Genomic DNA, 21,647 nt, shown 5'->3' on the forward strand with positions numbered 1-21,647 from the left:
TGTTGAGGAGGTGTGCCATGAAGCCGTTTGCCGAAACCAGCGTCGTTTGGCCGCAAGAGAAAACCGGACTGTCCGCCAGCGAATGCGAACGCAGTTTTTTGCTGCCGCAACTGATGGGCTCGCTCGCCGGTGAAACCTGCGCGTTGACGGGCTCATTCAATCAACGTGAGCATCTGCCTTCGAGCCCGAACGGCTGGTTTTCCCGTGGGCTCAAAGCGTTGTTTGCTTAGGCTTTGCCCACCGCCGCCACTCTGCCCGCCGGCCCGTGCTGGCGGCTGGTGACCAGGCCAATGAACGAGATCAGCAGCGCCAGGCCAATGGTCGAGGTCACTTCCAGGCGATGTTCAGGGGTGATCATCATCACCGCCAAAGCCGCGCAGATAAAGGCGATGACCAGCCAGGTGAGCCAGGGAAACAGCCACATGCGCAGGGTCATTTCGACCTTTTCCCGTTCCAGTCGGCGGCGCATGCGCAACTGCGAAATGGCGATCACCAGATACACCAGCAAGGCAATCGCGCCGGAGCTGGCGAGCAGGAACTGGAACAGCCCGGCCGGCATGAAATAGCTGAGTAACGTCACGCCTGCGCCGATCACCGTGCTGGCGATCACCGCCGCGCGTGGCACGCCGGCCGCCGAAGTCACCTTCAATGCCGGCGGCGCATCGCCGCGTCGGCCCAGCGAATAGAGCATGCGCGAGGAAATGTAGATCGACGAGTTCATGCAACTGGCCACCGCGATCAACACCACCACGTCGACGAGGAATTTGGCGTTGGGGATGTTCATCAGTTCCAGTGCGCGCTGGTAGGAGCCGACCGAGGCTAGTTGCGGGTCATTCCAAGGCACCACGGAAATCACCACGAAGATCGACAGCAGATAGAAAATGCCGATACGCCAGATCACCGAACGGGTGGCCTTGGCGATGTTCTGCGCCGGGTTGTTCGACTCCGCAGCGGCGATGGTCACCGCTTCGGTGCCGATGAAACTGAACATGATGGTGATGAACGCGCCAACCACCGCCGACATGCCGTTCGGCGCAAAGCCGCCGTGCTCGGCCATCAGCGTGCTCAAGCCACTGGCTTCGCGCTCGGGAATCCAGCCAATCAGCACCGCAAAGCCCAGGCCGATGAAACCGATGATCGCGATGACCTTGGCCATGGCGAACCAGAATTCGAACTCACCGTATTTCGACACGCTGAACAGGTTGGTGATCACCAGCAGCACGATCGACAGCAAGGCGAACAACCAGGCATCGACCTGGGGAAACCACTGATTGAGCACGTGACCGGCGGCCAGTGCTTCAATGGGAATCACCAGCACCCAGAACCACCAATACAGCCAGCCGATGGTGAAGCCGGCCCAGCGGCCAATGGCTTGATCGGCGTAGGTGGAAAACGAGCCGGTATCGGGATGCGCCACGGCCATTTCACCGAGCATGCGCATCACCAGCACGACCAGCAGACCGGAGAACAGATAAGCGAGCAGCACCGCAGGTCCTGCGGCGGCGATGGCGTGGCCTGAGCCAACGAAAAGTCCTGCGCCGATGATGCCGGCAATGGAAAGCATGGTGACGTGACGCGGTTTGAAACCTTGCGCCAACTGACCGTTGGAGTCCTTGGGGTTCAGACTAGTCATGGGTTCTTATTGTTCTCATGATCGACGTTTGGGCCACTGACTGTGCGTCAGGCGATCATCATTTCCTTAGGTCGACTCGGGCGAAAGCAGCGACGCAGACGCTTTGCCGACGAAATGATGCTTCACCTTACGTGGCCCGACCGCCGCGCAACTAGCCTGAGTGCGGCATGCCGATGTCTGATTTCGACATGCCACTCTCAGGCCACCATGAGTCGGCGGCAACCGCTGCGGCGATTTACAGCGTGTAGGAAATCCCCACCTGCACGGTTCGCGGCGCCCCCGGGTAGGCGTAAACGTTGCCGAAGGCGCCCTCTTCGTAGTCGCGATCGAAGATGTTTTTCACATCGAGATTGAGGCGCACCTTGTCGTTGACCTTGTAGAAGCTCAGCAGGTCGACCACGGTGTAACTGCCCATGGAAAACGCGGTGTTGGCGGTCTGCCCGGCGCGCTCGTCGACGTATTTCAGGCCGGTGCCAAGGCCAAGGCCTTTGAGCGCGCCGTCCTGGAACTCGTACATGTTGAGCAGGCTGAAGCTGTTCTTCGGGATGTTCAGCAGTCGGGTGCCGGAGCGCAGCGTGTTGTCCTTGGTCACCTCGGCGTCGACGTAGGCGTAACCGCCGACTACTCGCCACTCTGGGGTGAGATTGCCGGTGACATTGACGTCGAAACCACGGCTGCGCACTTCACCGGCAGCGACGCTGAAGGTGGAGTCCACCGGGTCGGTGGTCAGCACGTTGCGTTTTTCGATCTGGTAGATCGCCGCGTCGACGCTCAACTGCTGATCCAGCGCTTCCCACTTCACGCCCATCTCGTAGGACTTGCCTTTCTCCGGGGCGAAACCGCCGCCTTCGCGACTGGCGCCGGTGTTGGGTTTGAACGAGCGCGCGGTGTTGGCATAGACCGCCAGGGTTTCGGTCAGGTCGTAGGTGACGCCGATACGCGGGGTGACGGCGTTGTCGCTGGCCTGCCAGCTCTTGCCGCCGGGCACGTAGGTTTCGTAATCGTGCTCGAAGCGCTCGAAACGTGCGCCGGCCAGCACTTTCAGTTTGTCGGTCAGGGCTACCTGATCCTGCACGAATGCCGCGTAGGTCTTGAGGTTCTCTTTGTCGTGAGTCGGTGTGCGGGTCAGCGCCGGGCGTGGCTGGCCGTAGACCGGATTGAAGATGTCGATCGGGTAGGCACTGACCGCGCCGCTGGAGCGCTGGATGATCGACTTGTAATCGTAATCTTCATACTCGATGCCGGTGAGCAAGGTGTGCTGCAGACCGCCAGTGTCGAAATGCCCGGTGAGGTTGAGCTGGGTGTCCTTGTCGGTCCATTCCAGCTTGCGGTAGTTGAAGTTGCGCCCCAGCGTGCGGCCGTCAGCGGCGATGCCGTTGGCCTCGATCGCATTACCCTTGAGCGAGCCGTCGAGCCACTGGAAACCTCCGCCCAAGGTCCAGTCGTCGTTGAGCATGTGCTCGAAACGCAACTGCGCCATGTTGTTGTCGTTGTGCAGCTTGCCGACGTCCTTCTCGCCAAAGAAGGTATCGCGCGAGGCAGTGCCGATCTGCGCCGGGTAGCGCGTGACGCCGCGATCGAGCGGCGCGTTGTTGCGCATGAAGTCGCCTTCGAAAATCAGCTTGGTCGCATCGGTGGCCTGCCAGGTCAGCACCGGCGTGATGCCGTAGCGCTCGGTCTCGACATGATCGCGGAAGGTGTCGCCGCCCTCGCCCACCACATTCAAGCGATAGGCCAGGCGCCCTTCTTCATCGAGCGGACCGGAAGCGTCGAGGGTGCCGCGCTTCATGCCTTGGTCGTTCAACTGGCTGCCTAACGTAACGGTGCGCTCGGGCAACGGCTGTTTCGACACCACGTTGAAGGTACCGCCTGGGTCGCCACGGCCATAGAGCATGGTCGCCGGACCGCGCAGTACTTCCAGACGCTCGATGGTGTTGGCGTCGGGCATGTTCGGGTAGCCACGGTTGATCGGGAAACCGTTGCGGTAGAACTCACCCGTAGTGAAGCCACGCACGGTGAACGTGGTCAGGCCCTGCCCACCGAAATTGTTCGCCCGCCCGACGCCGCCGGCGTAATCCAGCGCATCCTGCAAACGCGTCGCGCCGAGGTCTTCAACGGCATCCTTGGTCACCACGCTGATCGATTGCGCGGTTTCATGAATCGAAGTGTCGGTGCGCGTGGCGCTGGCCGAACGGGTCGCGCGGTAGCCCTGCACCGGGCCGTCTGCCCTTTCGTAATCCGCTGTGCCGACCACGTCGGTGGCTTCCAGCTCAAGCGTTGAAGAAGTCGGTTCGGCTGACTCAGCCCACGAGGAAGAAGACAACGCCTGCAGCACACAAATGGAAAGCAGAGTTCGACGCATGAGGTAAAAACCTTTACGAATAGGCCAGAACGAAGGGCAAAACCGCCAGTGAAAACGTCGCGCATGGTATACGGTCGCATTAGTAATTGAAACGTATTCCTATTTGTCACATTGATCTGGATTGGTGAGCGAGATTCATCACTCCATCCTGAATCCGCGCATTATCAGTGGTGCGTCGATGGCCTAGGCTCGTAGAGATCCGACGTCAACCGATGGCTGCGCCGCGCTACGTGTGCGTCGCCAGCCTGTCTGGAAGGAATTTGCAGATGAAATTCGACACCCCGGCCGGCTCCAATCCGATCGACCAGCTGAAGGTGATCGGCCAACCTGCCGACCGCATCGACGGCAAGCTGAAAACCACCGGCACCGCCCCCTACGCCTACGAGCAAAACGCAGCGGTGCCGGACGCCGCCTACGGCTATATCGTCGGCGCCGGGATCGGCAAGGGGCGTATCGCCTCGATTGATTCGACGCAAGCGCGGGAAGCGTCCGGGGTGATTGCCATCGTCACTTACGAAAACGCCGGGGCATTGGCCAAAGGCGAGTTTTACGTAGCCAGGGCCTTGGCCGGGCCGCAGGTCGATCACTATCACCAGGCCGTGGCGATTGTCGTCGCAGACACCTTTGAACAGGCCCGCGCGGCCGCCGGCTTGCTCGACATCCGCTACGTGGCCGAAGCGGGTTCATTCGATCTGGCGGCGGCAAAAGACTCCGCCACTCCACCGCCACCGGCCGGTTTCGGCCCGCCGCCGCAAACCAGCGTCGGTGACTTCGAAGGCGCCTTCAACGCTGCGCCAGTGCAAATCGATCAGCACTACAGCACGCCTGACCAGGCCCACGCGATGATGGAACCGCACGCAACCATTGCCCGTTGGAGTGGCACGCAGTTGACCTTGTGGACATCGATCCAACAGATCAACTGGGGCGTGCGCGATCTGGCGAAAACCCTCGGCATCGCCAAGGAAGATGTGCGCCTGATCTCGCCGTATATCGGCGGTGGTTTCGGCGGTAAGGGCACGATTCTTTGCGACGCTGTGTTGGCATCCCTGGCCGCTCGACATGCCGGGCGACCGGTGAAAGTCGCGCTGCCGCGGCCGCTGATGTTCAACAACCTGACCCATCGTCCGGCGACGATTCAGCGCCTGCGCATCGGTGCCAACCGTGACGGCGTGATCACCGCGATCGGCCACGAGAGCTGGTCGGGCAATCTGCGCGGCGGACGCGCCGAAGCGGCTACCGCGTCAACCCGATTGCTTTACGCCGGTGCCAATCGCATGACCCGTTTGAATCTCGCCGTGCTCGATCTCGCCGAGGGTTCGGCGATGCGCGCGCCGGGCGAGGCACCGGGGATGATGGCGCTGGAAATCGCCATGGATGAACTGGCCGAAAAGCTGCAGATGGATCCGCTGCAACTGCGCATCCTCAACGACTCGCAGGTCGATCCGGAGCAACCGGCGCGGCCGTTCTCCAAACGGCAGTTGGTGGAATGCCTGAACACTGGCGCCGAACGCTTTGGCTGGCGTCAGCGCAACCCTCAACCCGCTCAGCGCCGTGAGGATGGCTGGCTGATCGGCATCGGGCTGGCCTCGGCGATTCGCGGCGCACCGACCACCGCTTCGGCGGCGCGGGTGCGTCTCGATCGTCAAGGCGTCATCACCGTGGAAACCGACATGACCGACATCGGCACCGGCAGTTACACCATCATCGCCCAGACCGCTGCCGAAATGATGGGCGTGCCGCTGGACCGTGTCGTGGTGCACTTGGGCGATTCGCGGTTTCCGGAATCGTCGGGCTCCGGCGGCCAGTGGGGCGCGGCCTCCTCCACTGCCGGCGTGTATGCCGCGTGTGTGAAACTGCGTGAAGCCGCCGCTCGCGCCGTCGGGATTGACCCGCAGCAAGCCGAGTTTGTCGATGCACAGATTCGCGCAGGCTCGCAGCAGGTTGCCTTGGCTCAGGCCGCAGCCAATGGCGAGCTGACGGGCGAGGACCGCATGGAATACGGTGACCTTGCCCAGCGCTTCGCCCAGCAGACTTTCGGCGCGCATTTCGCCGAAGTCGCGGTCAATGCGGCGACCGGCGAAATTCGCCTGCGCCGGCAACTGGCCGTGTGCGCCGCCGGGCGCATCCTCAACCCGAAAACCGCGCGCAGCCAGATCATCGGCGGCATGACCATGGGCGCTGGTGCGGCATTGATGGAAGAGCTGGCGGTGGATCATCGAATCGGCTTTTTCGTCAATCACGATCTGGCCGGATACGAGGTGCCGGTGCACGCCGACATTCCCCATCAGGAAGTAATCTTTCTCGATGAAGTCGATCCGTATGCAACCCCGTTGAAAGCCAAAGGCGTTGGCGAGCTGGGTATCAGCGGCGCGGCGGCGGCCATCGCCAACGCGATCTATAACGCGTGTGGCGTACGGGTGCGCGATTATCCGATTACGCTGGATAAACTCATCGGCGAGTTGTCCTACCCGGTCTGAGACTCGATCGCGCAGGATATCGCCCATGTACCCCACCACCCCCGATGGCCGCTATTTTGTGGTCAAGCAACAGCTGTGGCGTTGCAGCAACCCATCGTTGCCAGCCGCCGAACGTGAGACGTTTGTAGCCGAACTCATGTCCGCGCGGCGTGCGGTCAAAGAGGCGAAGCGTGCGGAGGATGCACAGGCGTTGAAGTCGGCGAGAGCTCGCGTCAACGAGGCCAAAGTCGCGCTGGGTGAGCGCGGGCCGGTGTGGTGGGATGACGGCAGCCCGGACTACAACCGTTTCAAGGTGAGCAATACACCGTATGCGCAGTGGTTTGCCCAACTGCCTGAAGAGGACAGCAGTTCTGCCTGAGTTTTGAATGATCTCCAATCTCACCAATCAACACAGATCTCCTGTGGGAGCGAGCCTGCTCGCGAATGCATTGGGTCAGTTAAAGAAGATGTTGGATGTGCCGCCGCCATCGCGAGCAGGCTTGCTCCCACAGGGATCTGCGGCGAGGCTCAGACTTGCAACAACTGCCGGGTCATCGCCATCGAAGTTTCCAGCGACTGTCCGGTTCGCTGCAATTTGTTCAGCAGGCTGGCGCCGAGCCAGAGCTGATACAGCGTCTCTGCCAACTTCCGCGCATCGCCCTCGGGCAGGCTTTTGTCATTTTGGCCTTGTTCGATGCATTCGGTGATGCGCGCGACGATGCGTTCGGCGCCGTCGCGCAAGGTCAGGCGCATTGATTCGGACAGGTCGGCGACTTCGGCGCTGAGTTTCACCACCAGGCATTCATCGCCGTGGCCTTCCACGGTGCAGCGGTTCTGCCAGCCTTGCCAGTAATCCATCAAACGTTCGAACGCAGTCAGCCCAGGCAATGTCAGGCGGCGCTCCATGTCGGCGAGGTAGTCGACGAAGTAATCCTCGAGCAGCGCCTGGCCATACAACTCCTTGGATTTGAAGTAGTGATAGAACGAGCCCTTGGGCACGCCGGCGGTCTGCAGGATCTCATTGAGGCCGACGCTGGTGAAGCCCTTCTCGGCCATCATCCGGTGGCCGGTGTCGAGCAAGTGTTGGCGGGTGTCGTCAAAGGTCGGCTTCATGGTGCGCAAAATTCCAGACAATAGACCAGTCGTATACTTTTCAGGACCGGGAGTTTGCCATAACCGACGGGCAAAAACATTTTCTGAAAAAATTACTAGACGACTGGTCTAATTGGAACCTATGCTGCGCCCCGAGACACAAATTCATGCGGTGCCGACGCTGAGCGAATTCCTCGCCCTGTGCCGATGCCTGACCAAACCAAGGGTGCTCTATGAAAATCTTGATGGTTCTGACTTCCCACGATCAACTCGGCAACACCGGCAAGAAAACAGGCTTCTGGCTGGAAGAGTTCGCCGCGCCCTACTTTGCCTTCAAGGACGCCGGCGCCGACGTCACCCTGGTATCGCCTGCCGGCGGCCAGCCACCGCTCGATCCGAAAAGCGATGAGCCAAGCGCGCAGACTGCCGAGACCGATCGCTTCCGCGCTGATTCGGCCGCGCAACAGGCGTTGGCCAACACGGGTCGCCTGGCTGATGTGAAGGCTCAGGATTTCGATGCCGTGTTCTACCCAGGTGGCCATGGCCCGCTGTGGGATCTGGCCGAAGACAAGGCCTCGATCGCGCTGATCGAAGCCTTCGACCGCGCCAACAAACCTCACGGTTTTGTCTGCCACGCACCCGGCGTGTTGCGTCATGTGGTGCGTGCTGACGGCCAGCCGATCGTCAAAGATCGCGACGTCACCGGTTTCACCAACGCCGAAGAAGCTGCTGTTGGTCTGACTGACGTGGTGCCGTTCCTCATCGAAGACGAATTCCAGCGTCTGGGCGGGCGCTATTCGAAAGTCGCCGATTGGCAGGTGCATGTGGTGGCTGACGGTCAACTGGTCACCGGCCAGAACCCGGCCAGCTCCGCCGCCGTTGCCGAAAAGCTGTTGAAGATGCTCGGCTGAATCCCTCGCTCTACCCCGATCAACGCCGCGTGCGTACCGCCCGGCGTTGTTTTTTTGCCCAGTCACTAGTCGACTGGTCTAATCAGATTCAAGGCTTACTCCATGAATAACGCTTTCTTCACGCCTGCCAAATTGGGCGCACACACCCTGAAAAACCGCATCGTCCTGCCACCTCTCACCCGCCAGCGCAGCACGCAACCGGGCAATGTCGCCAACGAATTGATGGCCGAGTATTACCAGCAGCGCGCCGGTGCCGGTTTGCTGGTCACCGAGGGCACCCAGATCGAACCGCGCGGCCAGGGTTATGCGTGGACGCCGGGCATTCACACGCCGGAGCAGATCGCCGGTTGGCGCAAAGTCACAGAGGCGGTGCACGCGGTGGATGGCGTGATCTTTGCCCAGCTCTGGCACGTCGGTCGGGTCTCGCACACGGCGTTGCAGCCTAATGGTGATGCGCCGGTGTCGGCCTCTGCGGTGGCGACGGACCGCGTCAGCGTGTTCATCGAAACCGCGCCTGGTGTCGGTGAACTGGTGCCGCCGTCCGCTCCGCGCGCGCTGAGCACCGATGAAGTGCAGGAACTGATTCAGCTGTACATCCAGGCCGCGCGCAACGCGATGGATGCAGGTTTCGACGGCATCGAACTGCATTGCGCCAACGGTTATCTGGTCAACCAGTTCATCTCCGCCCACAGCAACCTGCGCACCGATCAGTACGGCGGCTCACTGGATAATCGCTTGCGCTTCTTGCGCGAAGTGGTGGCCGGTGTTGCCGAATGCATCGGCAAGGACAAGGTCGGTGTGCGTTTCGCACCGTTGTTCACTACCACCGATGAAGCGCGGACGTATTTGGGCCTGGTCGAGGAAGATCCGCACAGCACTTACATTGCCGCGATCAAGATTCTCCAAGACGTCGGCATCGCCTACCTGTCGATCGCCGAAGCCGACTGGGACAACGCGCCAGCGATGCCGCAGACCTTTCGCCAGGCCGTGCGCGACACGTTCAGCGGCGCGATCATTTATGCCGGTCGCTACACCGCCGAAACCGGCGCGCAATTGCTTGAGTCGGGCCTGGCCGATCTCGTCGCGTTTGGCCGACCGTTCATGGCCAACCCGGACCTGCCGGCGCGGATTGCCCATGACTGGCCGTTGAACCAATTGAATCCGGCGACGGTGTATGGCGGTGGTGCCGAGGGTTATATCGATTACCCGACCTACCCCGCATAAGGACACAACACAAATCCCTGTGGGAGCGAGCCTGCTCGCGAAGGCGGTGTGTCAGTCAGCATTTGTATTTGCTGACAGTACGCTTTCGCGAGCAGGCTCGCTCCCACAATAGGATGTCAGTGGCCGCTAAAACCTATACATAACAAACAATCTGTATAACTATTGGAGTTCGAATCGTTCACCGGACTTAGCTCCATGCCCCCTGCCCACCGTTTGCTCCTGATCCTCGGTGACCAGCTGTCTTTCGACCTGGCCTCCCTGCAGCCACTCGATCCCCAGCACGACCTGCTGCTGATGGTCGAGGTCATGGAGGAAGCGACCCACGTCGCTCATCATCCGCAAAAGATCGCTCTGATCTTCAGCGCCATGCGCCACTTTGCCGAGGCGTTGCGCGATAAAGGCTACCGCGTCCAATACGTCCGCCTCGACGACCCGGATAACAGCGGCTCAATCCCCGGCGAATTGCAGCGCTGGCAAACCCTCACTGGTGCCGACGAAATCCACATCACCGAATGCGGCGACTGGCGCCTTGAGCAGTCAATCAAAGATTCGGGCTTGCCCGTGCACTGGCATTCAGACCGCCGTTTCCTCTGCTCCCGCGAAGAGTTCTCCCATTGGGCCAGCGGCAAGAAGCAGCTGCGCATGGAGTTTTTCTACCGCGAGATGCGGCGCAAGAGTCGGCTGCTGCTGAACGGGGACGGTACGCCGGTCGGCGGTGCGTGGAATTTCGATGCGGAGAATCGCAAGGCGCTGCCCAAACACGCCAAACCGCCCTACCCGGCACGTTTCGCCAATGACGCAATCACCCAAGAGGTGCTGGCGTTGGTCGGCGAGCGCTTTGCCACGCATTACGGCACGCTGGATGACTTCAACTACCCGGTGACCCACGCCGATGCCCTGGCCTTGTGGCAATACTTTCTCGACTATGCGCTGGCCGGTTTCGGTGATTACCAGGACGCCATGGCCAGTGATGAACCGTTTCTGTTTCATGCGCGGATCAGTGCCGCGCTGAACATCGGCCTACTCGATTTGCGCCAGCTGTGCAGCGATGTCGAGGCGGCTTACTGGTCGGGGAGCATAGGTCTCAACGCTGCCGAAGGCTTCATTCGGCAGCTGATCGGCTGGCGCGAATACGTGCGCGGTGTGTACTGGCTGAAGATGCCGGATTACGCCGAGGGCAACGTGTTTGCTAACACGCGTGCGCTGCCGGAGTTCTACTGGACGGGTGAAACGCAGATGAACTGCATGCGCCAGGCCATCGGCCAAAGCCTGCAACATGCCTATGCGCACCACATCCAGCGGCTGATGGTCACCGGTAACTTCGCCTTGCTCGCCGGGATTGCGCCGAAGGAAATCTGTGAATGGTATCTGGCGATCTACATGGACGCCTTCGACTGGGTCGAACTGCCCAACACCCTGGGCATGGTCATGCATGCCGACGGCGGTTATCTCGGCTCCAAGCCTTACTGCGCCAGCGGCCAGTACATCAATCGAATGTCGGATTACTGCGGAGACTGCGCCTACAAGGTCAAGGAAAGCAGCGCGGACGATGCCTGCCCGTTCAATGCGCTGTACTGGCATTTCCTCATGCGCCACGGCGACATTCTGCGTGGCAATCAGCGCATGGGCATGATGTACAAGAACCTCGACCGCATGCCGCTGGCCAAGCAGGACGCGCTGTGGCAGCGCGGGCAGATGCTGTTGGCGAAACTGGATAGCGGCGAAGCTTTCTAGTGCGCCTCAGGCCTGCCCGGCCATCCCGTTGCGCCCCGCCGCTTTCGCCCGGTACAGCGCCTGGTCGGCGGTCTGGATCAACGCCGGCAGCGAATCCAGCTGCGCGCCCGTCCCCACCGCCATACCGATACTCACCGTAATCCGAGCAAACGGACTGCCCGGGTGGGCGATGTTCGCCTGCTGCAAACGCTCGAGCATCAGTTGCGCCACCACGGTCGCACCGGCACTGTCGGTGGCCGGCATGATCACCGCCATTTCCTCGCCACCGTAGCGCGCGACCAGATCCGAGGGGCGTCGCACGCAGCCTTCAAGAATCTTGCTGACCGCTTGCAGGCAGGCATCGCCAGCGACGTGGCCCAAGGCATCGTTGAACAATTTGAAGTGGTCGATATCGATCATCAGCAAGGCCAGCGAGGTCCCGTCACGCTGCGCCCGCCGCGCTTCCACGGTCAGGGTTTCATCGAAACAGCGGCGGTTGGCCAGGCCGGTCAGCGCGTCCTTCAGCGCCAGCAATTCCAGCTGCCGATTGGACGCAAGCAGCTGCTGTTGGGCATCGCGCAACGCCTCTTCAGCCTCAGTGCGGCGGCGGATATCGAGAATCAGGAACCAGCCGATCAATCCGGTCAGCCCCAGCAGCCCGATCACTACCACCGCCGACAGCGCCGCTTCGATGCGCCACGCCGCCAGCGCTTCGTCCTTGCCCAGGGCCACGGTGGTGATCAGCGGCAGCGTTTCGCTTTTACGGAATGCGTACAGCCGCTCGACACCGTCGAGGCTGGAGGTGTAGGAGGCAGTGCCGACCGAGCGGTCGACGAGGTATTTGGCATAGATCGGCGAACTGGAGAAGTTGCGGCCCATGTCCTGCTCGCGGAACGGGTAGCGCACCAGCAGCGTGCCATCGGTGTAAGACAGACCGATCGCGCCGTCCTGGCCAACGTCGAGTTTGCCGAACACCCGCAGGAAGTTCTCCACCCCCAGCGTCACCGCTACCACGCCAGCGAACTGCCCGCCATCGTCGTTGAAGCGCCGACTGATAGTCACCACCCATTCGTGATTGGCACGGCTCTGGATCGGCGGGCCAATGAACGGCTCGCGGCTCGGGCTGTCACGGTGGTGAATGAAATAGGCACGGTCGCTGCTGTTGGCGCCCTCCGGAATCGGCCGATTGGAGGACATCAGCCAATGCCCGTTCCGGTCATAGATGATGATGCCGCTGAGCTGTGGCATCAGCGGCTGCTGGCGGTCGATCAGGCTCTGGATGCGCTGAATCTGCGCCGGGCCGTTGCCCTCGGTTTCCAGACGTTCGACCAGCCCGAGCAAGAGCAGCGAGCTTTGCCGGACGATGCCTTCGGTGTAGGTGTTGAGCGCCTGGGTCAGGTTCAGGCCATGCACATCGACTTCCGCCAGCGCACGCTCGCGCGAAGACCAGACTTTCCAGATCGTCAGCGAAGTCAGGGAACAGCCGATCACCAGCAGCAGGAGCATTACAAGGCGAGTATCACGCTTCACGTCAGTACCTTAAGGAAGTCCGGTATCCATTCCAGCCATCATTCGAACGTCGGCACTCACGGCGGCCACGTGTTCCGGGGCGCAAGCATACAAGCAGTGTGCAGCGGCTGCAGCAACAGAGTGTGCAGCGCTAAGCGGCGGGTTTGAGGATTTCCACGAGAAAATCGATGAACACGTTGATCCGGCTCGATCCACGGTGGTTGGGCAGGTACAACGCGTTGATGCAACTGCTGGCGCTGCCGGGGTTGACTTCATAGTGTTCAAGCAAGCGCGTCAGGCGCCCGGCGGCGACGTCGTCGCGCACCAGCCAGTCGGCCAGCAGCGCCACCCCGCCACCGCCAATTGCCGCTTCGCGCAAGATGTCGGCGTTGTTGCTTTGCAGGCGGCCCGCAACGTTGAGCTGAATCGGCTCTTCGTCGCCCTGAAAGGTCCAGTGATGATGGGTGCCGCCGTAATCGAAACGCAGGCATTGGTGCTCAAGCAGATCCCGCGGATGTTCGAGCACGCCGCTGCGCGCCAGATAATCCGGGCTGGCGACAATCCAACGCTGAAACTGCCCGACGCGTTTGCTGACGATGTCTTCACTGACCACCGTGGAACCGAGCCGCACTGAAACGTCGATCTGCTCGCTGAGCAAATCGCTGACCTGATCGCTCAACGACAGGCTGATCTCCAGCCCGGGATGGCGTTCAAGCAAGCGGCTCAGGTGCGGCGCGATCAGCCGGCGGCCAAACTCCACCGGCACGCTGATGCGCAAGCGGCCTTGTGCTTCACTGCCGCGATCGGCGACTACCGCATCGGCTTCGTCGATGGCATCGAGAATCGCCACGGCCTTCTCGAAATAGGTTTGACCGGCGACAGTCACGCTGGTGTTGCGCGTGGTGCGATTGAGCAGACTGGCGCCCAACTCGTTTTCCAGCCCCGCCACTTGCCGTGTCACCGAAGACGTCGAAATCCCAAGCTTGCGCGCCGCCGAGGAATAGCCCCCGCAGCGCACGGTTTCAACAAACATCTTCAATGCCAGCAACTTGTCCATAAGCGGGATCCGGTGGTGAGGGAACGCCGCTGATTGTGCATCAGTGCTCGCCACACGTCTTGTATCGTCGTGCTTGCCGGGCCTCATCGCGACCTCAGCCATCAGCCTTGCGGCTCAGGAACAACGCCAGCGCCAGCGCCGGCAACACCGCTACGGCGACGGCAGAGAGGTTCCAGCCGAAGTGTTCGTACAGCGGGCTGGCGACCAGTGAACCGAGCGCGCCGCCGACGAAGATGCTGGTCATGTACACCGCATTCAGGCGGGCGCGGCTGTGCGGGTCGAGGGCGTAGACCTCGCGCTGGCCGAGGACCATGTTCAACTGCACGGCAAAATCCAGCAGCACCGCACACACCACCAGCCACACGTAACCACTGCCCGGCAACGCGGCGATCAACAGTGACAGCGGCGCCAGCAGCAACGCCACCAAGGTACCGCGACGACCGTGCCCGGCATCGGCCAGACGCCCGGCAATCGGCGCAGCAATCGCACCCACCGCGCCGACCAACGCAAAGATCGCCACTTGCGCCTGGCTGAAGCCGTGATGACGCATCAGTTCAATCGGCGCGAGGGTCCAGAACAGGCTGAAACTGGCAAACAGCAAGCCTTGATACAGCGAACGCTGGCGCAACACAGGAAAGCGTCGGGCCAAGGCAAACACCGAACCGATCAACGCGACATAGGTGGCTTTGTGCGTCGGCACCCGGCGCGGCAGTGCCACAGCGGTAATCAGCGCGATTACCGCCATCAGTGCCGCCGCGCTGTAAAACACCCCGCGCCAGCCGAACACTTCAACCAACAGACTCGACAGCGGCCGCGACAGCAGAATCCCCAGCAGCAAGCCGCTCATGATGTTGCCAACGACGCGGCCACGGCTGGCTTCCGGTGCCAGATGCGCGGCCAGCGGCACAAGAATCTGCACTGCCACCGAAGTCAGGCCGATCAGCAAAGAGAGCAGCAGAAACAGCGACGGCGAATGAGTCAGGCCAGCGCACAACAGCGTCACGCTGGCGGCGAGGGTGAAGCCGACCACCAGACGGCGGTTTTCCATCAGGTCGGCCAACGGCACCAGCAGCAACAGGCCCAAGGCGTAACCGAATTGGGTCAGCGACACGATCAGGCTGGCATTGGCGCTGGACAGGCCGATCTGCGGCGCGATCAGTTCGACGATGGGTTGTGCGTAATACAGGTTGGCGACGACCGCGCCGCAGCAAAATGCCAGAAACGCGACCATCAGGCCGGAGAGTGAAGCAGGCTGTTCGGCGGGGGCCGCAACGGCAGGGTTGCCCGTAAGCATGGTGACACCTCGTTGAGTTCGGGAAAGTTGTGCCAAGGCTACGGTGAGCCGGCGGGGGCGAGAATCCGTGCCACTGGCAACGCACTGATGCGTGGCGCGCAACGTTGCTTGTGGCGCAACGCGCTGTTGCGCGGGCCGGTGATTCTCCGCTGCAAGGGTCTTCTCTACGCTTTGGCCCTGGCGCTGACGTCCGCATCGGCGCCCTTCCCGGCTGCTACAAGGAGCGTTTCCATGACCCGCACTTCACTCGTCCTGTCACTGTCCGCCGCGTTTTTCTGCCGACCATGAACAGCCATTTGCTCAAATCCAGAACCCTGTGGATCAGCGTCGCCGTGCTCGCGGTGCTCGGCCTGATCGTCGCCGTCGCGCTGATGTGGCGCCCGGCGATCGCGCCAATCAAACGCCCCACGTCATTCGATACTGCGCAATTGCAACGCGGTGCACGAGTGGTCGAGGCCGGCGACTGCGCGGTGTGCCACACCCGCCCCGGCGGCGAATACCTGGCCGGCGGGCTGCCGCTGGTGACGCCGTTCGGCACGCTGTACAGCACCAACATCACTCCAGATGCGCAGACCGGGATCGGCGAGTGGTCATTGCCGGCCTTCGAGCGGGCGATGCGCGAAGGCATTGCCCGCGACGGCCACTTTCTCTACCCGGCGTTTCCTTACGTGCACTACCGGCGCATGAGCTCCGAAGACATCGCCGACGCCTATGCCTACTTGATGAGCGGCCCCGCCGTACATGCGCCCGCCATGCAGAACCAGATGAATTTCCCGATGAACATCCGCCCGCTGGTGTCGTTCTGGAACCTGCTGTTTCTGCATGGCGAGCCACTGACGCCGCTGGCCGAACACAGCGCGGCATGGAATCGCGGACGCTATCTGGTCGACGGCCCAGGCCACTGCGCCGGCTGCCATTCGCCGCTGAACATGATCGGCGCGGAGAAATCCTCGGAGTATCTGCAGGGCGGCAGCGTCGATGGCTGGGAAGCGCCGGCCCTGGTCGGCCTCGGGCAACGCGCCAATCCATGGAATCGCGAGCAATTGGTCGGCTACCTGCGCGCCGATGTGGTCAGTGGTCACGGCACACCCGCCGGCCCGATGCGCCCGGTCAGCCTGAGTCTGGCGCGCTTGCCGGCCAGTGAAGCCGAGGCGATTGCCGACTACCTGCTGAGCCTGCAAAGCCCGCACGCGGTGACCGAAATCACCCCGAAAAAGCAGCCGAGCAGTCCAGCGGATCACAGCACCGGCGCCCTGCTCTTCAGCAGCGCCTGCGCCGGATGTCACGCACCCGCCGCGCCGATGCGTGAAATCGACGGCCGCCCAGGCCTGCAAAGCACTTCGGCGCTACAAGCGGCCAGCTCGCGCAACTTTCTCAAGACCGTGCTCGAAGGCGTGCCCGCCATTCCCGGCGCCCCCGGCCCGGTGATGCCGCCATTCGCCGCCAGCCTCGACAACGCCCAACTTGGCGCACTCGCCGCGTATCTGCGCGAGCAAGCCAAACCCGAGCAGCCATGGACCGACCTTTCTTCCACTATTGAAGCGTTACGTCAGGAGACGAAATGAGCCAGATCACTCTCACCGTCAATGGAGCCACCCAAGCGCTGGAGCTGGAGCCGGACATGCCGCTGCTGTATGCGCTGCGCAATCACCTGAACCTCAACGGTGCCAAGTACGGCTGCGGCCTGGGCCAGTGCGGCGCGTGCACGGTGATCGTCGACGACCAGCCGGTGTTCGCCTGCCTGACACCGTGCGCAGGCCTTGAAGGAAAAAAGATCCGCACCGTCGAAAGCCTCGGCAGCGCAGAGAAACCCGGCCCGTTACAGGCGGCGTTCATCGACAAGCAGGCGGCGCAATGCGGTTACTGCATTGCCGGCATGCTGATGCGCGCGCAGGCGTTGCTCGAACGTGATCCGCACCCGGACGAACAAACCATCCGTGAACACATGGCCGGCAATCTGTGCCGTTGCGGCACCCATTTGCGCATCATCGAGGCGATCAAGCAGGTGGCCGGGCACAACGGGAGCCGGACATGAGCGAAGCAAACGGCTTGAACCCCAGCCGCCGGGCCTTCCTGCGTGGCGGCGCGCTGCTGATGGCCTTCACCCTGATGCCGGTAGCGCGGCGTGTCTTGGCCGACACCGAAGTCGACACCCTCGGCACCGTGGTCCTGGCCCCCGATCTGCCCGGCAGCCTGCGCACCAACCCTTACCTGGACGCGTGGATTCGCATCGGCGCCGACGGCATCACCGTGTACACCGGCAAGGTCGAACTCGGCACCGGGGTGAAAACCGCGTTGCTGCAAATCGCCGCCGAGCGTTTGCAGGTGCCGGCCAGCGCCGTCAATTTGCTCACCGCCGACACCGCGCTGACGCCGAATGAAGGCTACACCGCCGGCAGCCACAGCATTTTCGACAGCGGCACCGCGCTCTACAACGCCGCCGCGCAAGTGCGAGAAATGCTCGTCGACGCCGCCGCGCGCCATTGGCAAGTCGATGCTGCGCAACTGAGCACCCGCGACGGCATCATCGAAGGGCCGAATGGTCAGCGCATGGCATATGCCGACGCGGTCAAGCATGTCGATGTGCACCAATACGCCAAGGCGCAATCACCGACGATGGCGGCGGCCGACTTCAAACTGATCGGCCACAACCTGCCGCGCCTGGACATTCCGGCCAAGGTCAGCGGCGGCGCGGCGTTCGTCCAGGACATGCGCCTGCCGGGCATGCTGCATGCGCGGGTGATTCGCCCGCCGCGTCCCGGCTGCACGCTTCAGGCGTTCGATGCCGCGTCCATCGAGGCGTTGAACGGCGTGGTCAAAGTGATTCGCGACGGCAACTATTTGGCCGTGGTCGCCGGTGATGAGTGGCAAGCGATCAAGGCCATGCGCGCCGGCATGGAAAGTGCCAAGTGGAGCGGCGGCGAAGCGATTCCCGAAGCCGCCGGGATTCATGATTTGCTCAAGCAATTGCCCTCCAAGCGCTATCCGATCAGCAACAACGGCAATCCCGGCAGCGCGACCGAGACTCGCTTCAAGGCGCGGGTGACCAAGCAATATTTGATGCACGGCTCGATCGGCCCGTCCTGCGCGGTGGCCTGGTTCAACGATGGCGTGCTCACGGTGTGGACCCACACCCAGGGCGTCTATCCGCTGCGCGCCGGTATCGCCGAAATGCTGCGGCTGCCGCCGGACCGCGTGCGCTGCATTCATACCGAAGGCTCGGGTTGCTACGGCCACAACGGCGCCGATGATGCCGCCGCCGATGCCGCATTGATCGCCATGCGCCTGCCGGGCACGCCGATCAGGGTGCAATGGATGCGCGAGCAGGAAAACCTTTGGGAGCCATACAGTTCGGCGATGGTCACCGAGGTCGATGCCGGCCTCAGTCAGGGCCGTTTGCAGGACTGGAACTACGAGCTGTGGACCACGCCGCACAACGAACGCATCGTCAATGCCGGGCGCCTGCTGCCGGCACGCCTGTTGGCGAAACCCTTCCCCTCTGCGCCGTCGGTGCCAATCGCCCAGCCCGAAGGTGATGGCGATCGCAACGCGGTGCCGCTGTACGAGCTGGGCGCGACGCGGATCAACATGAATTTCGTCACCACCATGCCGTTCCGCACTTCGGCCATGCGCTCGCTGGGTGCGCACATCAACATCTTCGCCATCGAGGCGGGTATCGATGAGTTGGCGGTCAAGGCCTGGCTCGATCCGCTGGCGTTGCGCCTGGCGCATCTGAGCGACCCACGTGCCCGGGCTGTGATTGAGCGCGTGCGCGACGAAATCGGCTGGCCACACAAGAGCAGCGAGCCCGGTGCTGGGATCGGTTTTGCCTTCGCCCGCTACAAAAACATCATGGGTTACTGCGCCCTTGCGGTGAAACTGCGGGTGCATCCGCAGACCGGCGAGATCCGTGTCGATCATGTGGTGACAGCGGTCGATGTTGGCCAGATTGTCAGCCCAGATGGCCTGCGCAATCAGGTCGAGGGCGGCATCGTCCAGTCGACAAGCTGGACGCTCTACGAACAAGTCGCCTATGACGCGGGCGGCATTCGCAGCTATGACTGGAGCGGCTACCCGATTCTGCGCTTTACGCAATTGCCGAAAAAAGTCGACGTGCACCTGCTCGATCAACCGGGCGAACCCTTCCTCGGTGCTGCCGAAATTGTCCAAGGGCCAATGGCTGCGGCGCTCGGCAACGCGGTCAGCAATGCCACCGGCCGGCGCTGGCTGAACCTGCCGCTGACCCGCTCGAGCCAACCCTCCTGAACCACGCCCGCGCTCGTCATGGATGAGCGCGGGTGCCGTTGCGTTGCGCGCAAAACTGCGTAGCGCCGGCCACGGATTATCAGCCCCGCCACCCCCGGTTAAGTTACCTGCACAGCGCGCGGCACCTGGCTGCCGCACTTGAACCCTACTCATCGAAATCCGGAGCTACCCATGACCCGTCGCCTGTTTCAACCCATCGCACTCGGCCCTTACACCCTTGCCCATCGCGTGGCGATGGCGCCCCTGACCCGCTCGCGCGCTGGCCAGCCGGGCGACGTGCCGACCGCAATGAACGCCGAGTACTACCGCCAACGCGCCAGTGCTGCGCTGATCATTACCGAGGCCACGCAGATCTCTCAGCAAGGCCAGGGCTATGCGTGGACGCCGGGGATCTACAGCGATGCGCAAGTCCAGGCCTGGCGCGAAGTCAGTACCGCGGTGCACGAGGCCGACGGTCTGATCTTCATGCAGCTGTGGCACGTCGGCCGGGTCTCGCACCCAAGCTTTCAGCCTGACGCCGGCTTACCGGTGGCGCCGAGCGCCCTGCCTGTGCCGGGCAAGACCTTTATCGTCGATGAACAAGGCAACGGCGTATGGGGCGATGTACCGGTGCCGCGCGCCCTCGAAACAGCGGAAATCGCCGACATCGTCGAAGACTATCGCCGCGCCGCGCGCAACGCGTTGAACGCTGGAATGGACGGCGTGGAGATCCATGCTGGCAACGGTTATCTGCTCGACCAGTTTCTCAACAGCAACAGCAACCAGCGTGATGACGCCTATGGCGGCAGCGTGGAAAACCGCGCGCGTTTTTTGCTCGAAGTGGTCGCCGCCGTTGCTGATGAAGTCGGCGCCGAGCGCGTCGGCGTGCGCCTGACGCCGATGGGGCGCTTCATGGGCATGGGCGATGACACGCCTGAAGCGACCTTCGGTTATCTGGTCGAAGCGCTCAACCAGTGGAATCTGGCGTACCTGCACCTGGTCGAGCCGGCCATGGTCGGCACGGTCAAGGACGAAAACTTCGACCCGCGCTGGGACGCGATCATTGCCCAGTTGCGCCAGACCTGGAACGGCGTGCTGATCCTCGCGGGCGGTTACGACGCCGAGTCCGCTGAACAGGCGTTGAAAGCCAATCGCGCCGACATCATTGCCTTTGGCCGGCCATTCCTGGCCAACCCGGATCTGCCGCGTCGGCTGCACGACGGGCTTGAACTGAACACGCCGGATCCGAGCAGTTTCTTCGGCGGCGATCAGCGTGGTTATGTCGATTATCCGTTTCACGCTTGAGTTTCTGAGGCGAAGTGCTGGCGTTCGGCTTTGGTATCGCGCCGGATTCACCCCTCATCGGAACGCCGCCCGCCCAGCCCTCTCCCCAGGGAGAGGGAGCTGATCTATGGAGCATTCAGAACCGGAGTTCGACCCGATATCAGCGTCTGGCGTAAATCGCCCAAACAGCTCGGTCAGTCCCCTCTCCCTCTGGGAGAGGGTTAGGGGCTTTTGATTCAGCTGCGCTGCGGGTTTTCTTCGGGCGCCTCGATGACTGGCAACGACGCCGTCATCGAAGCGTGACACACCGCCAGAATCTCCTCGGCCAGCGTTGAGTCATCCGGACAGGCGCGCGAAAGCATGATCGCGCCAACCGCGCGGGCCAGCAGGTCGATCATCCGGGTCCTGCCCTCACCTTGCGGTGCATCCGCTGCCATCGGGTATTTCTCGCCGAGCGTCTGCAACGTGCGCTCGATGCCTTCAGCGAACGCCGCTTTGACATCCCCGGACTGCCGCGCCGCATCGCCGCACAACGCCGCCATCGTGCAACCGGTGGAACGGCCGTCGCGATGGTCGCGCGACACGTACACGTCGATGAAATCCTGCACGCTCATGCTCTCGGCGGCAGCCGTGGACTGCGCCAGGCTGTTGGCCGAGGCTTCGGCCATCAGGTCGGCCTTGGAGCCGAAGTGTTTGTAGAAACCGCCGTGAGTAAAACCGGCGGCCGCCATCAGGTCAGCCACGCCGACCCCGTCATAACCGCGTTCGCGGAACATCACTGATGCCGTTTCGACAATGTGCTCGCGATTGGCCTGAGCCTGGGCTTTGGATACGCGCATATTGAATACCTCCAGCGCTGAAAATTCA

17 protein-coding genes are annotated in these 21,647 nt (G+C 62.4%); 10 read left to right on the forward strand and 7 right to left on the reverse strand.

Annotated elements, in window-relative coordinates; all coding sequences use genetic code 11:
* The first annotated feature begins 17 nt into the window (after positions 1–17).
* Positions 18–230 (forward strand): hypothetical protein, encoded by a 213-nt coding sequence (locus J2Y39_RS06490; RefSeq protein WP_041480326.1) that lies wholly within the window; start codon positions 18–20, stop codon positions 228–230.
* Here the strand turns inward: J2Y39_RS06490 and gabP are convergent.
* On the reverse strand, positions 227–1,633 hold the full coding sequence (gene gabP / locus J2Y39_RS06495) for a GABA permease (RefSeq protein WP_310216073.1): 1,407 nt from the start codon (positions 1,631–1,633) through the stop codon (positions 227–229). The two genes, J2Y39_RS06490 and gabP, sit on opposite strands and share 4 nt — an antisense overlap.
* A 235-nt stretch (positions 1,634–1,868) precedes the next feature.
* Positions 1,869–3,995 (reverse strand): TonB-dependent siderophore receptor, encoded by a 2,127-nt coding sequence (locus J2Y39_RS06500; protein WP_310216075.1) that lies wholly within the window; start codon positions 3,993–3,995, stop codon positions 1,869–1,871.
* Between the two features lie 266 nt (positions 3,996–4,261).
* Between J2Y39_RS06500 and paoC the strand changes: the two genes are divergently transcribed.
* The gene (paoC, locus tag J2Y39_RS06505) at positions 4,262–6,472 is read left to right on the forward strand and encodes an aldehyde oxidoreductase molybdenum-binding subunit PaoC (protein ID WP_310216077.1); all 2,211 of its coding nucleotides are present in this window, start codon (positions 4,262–4,264) and stop codon (positions 6,470–6,472) included.
* 25 nt (positions 6,473–6,497) lie between these two features.
* Positions 6,498–6,830, forward strand: a complete 333-nt coding sequence (locus tag J2Y39_RS06510; protein WP_310216079.1) for a hypothetical protein — start codon at positions 6,498–6,500, stop codon at positions 6,828–6,830.
* 149 nt (positions 6,831–6,979) lie between these two features.
* Here the strand turns inward: J2Y39_RS06510 and J2Y39_RS06515 are convergent, their stop codons facing one another.
* Positions 6,980–7,564 carry a TetR/AcrR family transcriptional regulator gene (locus J2Y39_RS06515; protein WP_122746171.1) on the reverse strand — a complete coding sequence of 195 codons (585 nt, stop codon included), beginning with the start codon at positions 7,562–7,564 and terminating at the stop codon, positions 6,980–6,982.
* A 212-nt stretch (positions 7,565–7,776) separates the two neighbouring features.
* On the opposite strand from J2Y39_RS06515, the gene J2Y39_RS06520 reads away from it, so the two are divergent.
* The 3 genes from J2Y39_RS06520 (at position 7,777) to J2Y39_RS06530 (ending at position 11,412) form a co-directional block, all read left to right on the forward strand.
* Entirely contained in the window at positions 7,777–8,454 is a 678-nt protein-coding gene (locus tag J2Y39_RS06520) for a type 1 glutamine amidotransferase domain-containing protein (protein WP_310216084.1), read from the forward strand.
* 102 nt (positions 8,455–8,556) lie between these two features.
* A complete protein-coding gene (locus tag J2Y39_RS06525) occupies positions 8,557–9,678 on the forward strand; it encodes an alkene reductase (protein ID WP_310216085.1) in 1,122 nt (373 codons plus the stop codon).
* A gap of 195 nt (positions 9,679–9,873) precedes the next feature.
* Positions 9,874–11,412 carry a cryptochrome/photolyase family protein gene (locus tag J2Y39_RS06530; protein ID WP_310216087.1) on the forward strand — a complete coding sequence of 513 codons (1,539 nt, stop codon included), beginning with the start codon at positions 9,874–9,876 and terminating at the stop codon, positions 11,410–11,412.
* Positions 11,413–11,418: 6 nt separating this feature from the next.
* Here J2Y39_RS06530 and J2Y39_RS06535 read toward each other — a convergent pair whose 3' ends face one another.
* The 3 genes from J2Y39_RS06535 to J2Y39_RS06545 all read right to left on the reverse strand — a co-directional run bounded on the left by J2Y39_RS06535 (position 11,419) and on the right by J2Y39_RS06545 (position 15,251).
* Positions 11,419–12,921 carry a sensor domain-containing diguanylate cyclase gene (locus J2Y39_RS06535; RefSeq protein WP_310216090.1) on the reverse strand — a complete coding sequence of 501 codons (1,503 nt, stop codon included), beginning with the start codon at positions 12,919–12,921 and terminating at the stop codon, positions 11,419–11,421.
* A 130-nt stretch (positions 12,922–13,051) separates the two neighbouring features.
* Positions 13,052–13,957, reverse strand: coding sequence for a LysR family transcriptional regulator (locus J2Y39_RS06540; RefSeq protein ID WP_310216093.1), 906 nt, complete (start codon positions 13,955–13,957; stop codon positions 13,052–13,054).
* A gap of 94 nt (positions 13,958–14,051) precedes the next feature.
* A complete protein-coding gene (locus J2Y39_RS06545) occupies positions 14,052–15,251 on the reverse strand; it encodes an MFS transporter (RefSeq protein WP_076562840.1) in 1,200 nt (399 codons plus the stop codon).
* A 296-nt stretch (positions 15,252–15,547) separates the two neighbouring features.
* Between J2Y39_RS06545 and J2Y39_RS06550 the strand changes: the two genes are divergently transcribed.
* From J2Y39_RS06550 to J2Y39_RS06565, 4 genes are all read left to right on the forward strand, one after another.
* A complete protein-coding gene (locus J2Y39_RS06550; protein WP_409037400.1) occupies positions 15,548–16,816 on the forward strand; it encodes a c-type cytochrome in 1,269 nt (422 codons plus the stop codon).
* Positions 16,813–17,286 (forward strand): 2Fe-2S iron-sulfur cluster-binding protein, encoded by a 474-nt coding sequence (locus J2Y39_RS06555; RefSeq protein WP_310216100.1) that lies wholly within the window; start codon positions 16,813–16,815, stop codon positions 17,284–17,286. Before J2Y39_RS06550 ends, J2Y39_RS06555 begins: the two co-directional genes overlap by 4 nt.
* The gene (locus J2Y39_RS06560) at positions 17,283–19,517 is read left to right on the forward strand and encodes a molybdopterin cofactor-binding domain-containing protein (RefSeq protein WP_310216105.1); all 2,235 of its coding nucleotides are present in this window, start codon (positions 17,283–17,285) and stop codon (positions 19,515–19,517) included. Before J2Y39_RS06555 ends, J2Y39_RS06560 begins: the two co-directional genes overlap by 4 nt.
* Positions 19,518–19,688: 171 nt before the next feature.
* Positions 19,689–20,801, forward strand: a complete 1,113-nt coding sequence (locus J2Y39_RS06565; RefSeq protein WP_310216107.1) for an alkene reductase — start codon at positions 19,689–19,691, stop codon at positions 20,799–20,801.
* A gap of 215 nt (positions 20,802–21,016) precedes the next feature.
* On the opposite strand, the gene J2Y39_RS06570 is transcribed toward J2Y39_RS06565, so the two are convergent.
* The gene (locus J2Y39_RS06570) at positions 21,017–21,619 is read right to left on the reverse strand and encodes a TetR family transcriptional regulator (RefSeq protein ID WP_310216109.1); all 603 of its coding nucleotides are present in this window, start codon (positions 21,617–21,619) and stop codon (positions 21,017–21,019) included.
* Positions 21,620–21,647 lie beyond the last annotated feature (28 nt).

Origin of the sequence: Pseudomonas sp. 2957, from assembly GCF_031456345.1 — a bacterium.
GTDB lineage: Bacteria > Pseudomonadota > Gammaproteobacteria > Pseudomonadales > Pseudomonadaceae > Aquipseudomonas > Aquipseudomonas siliginis.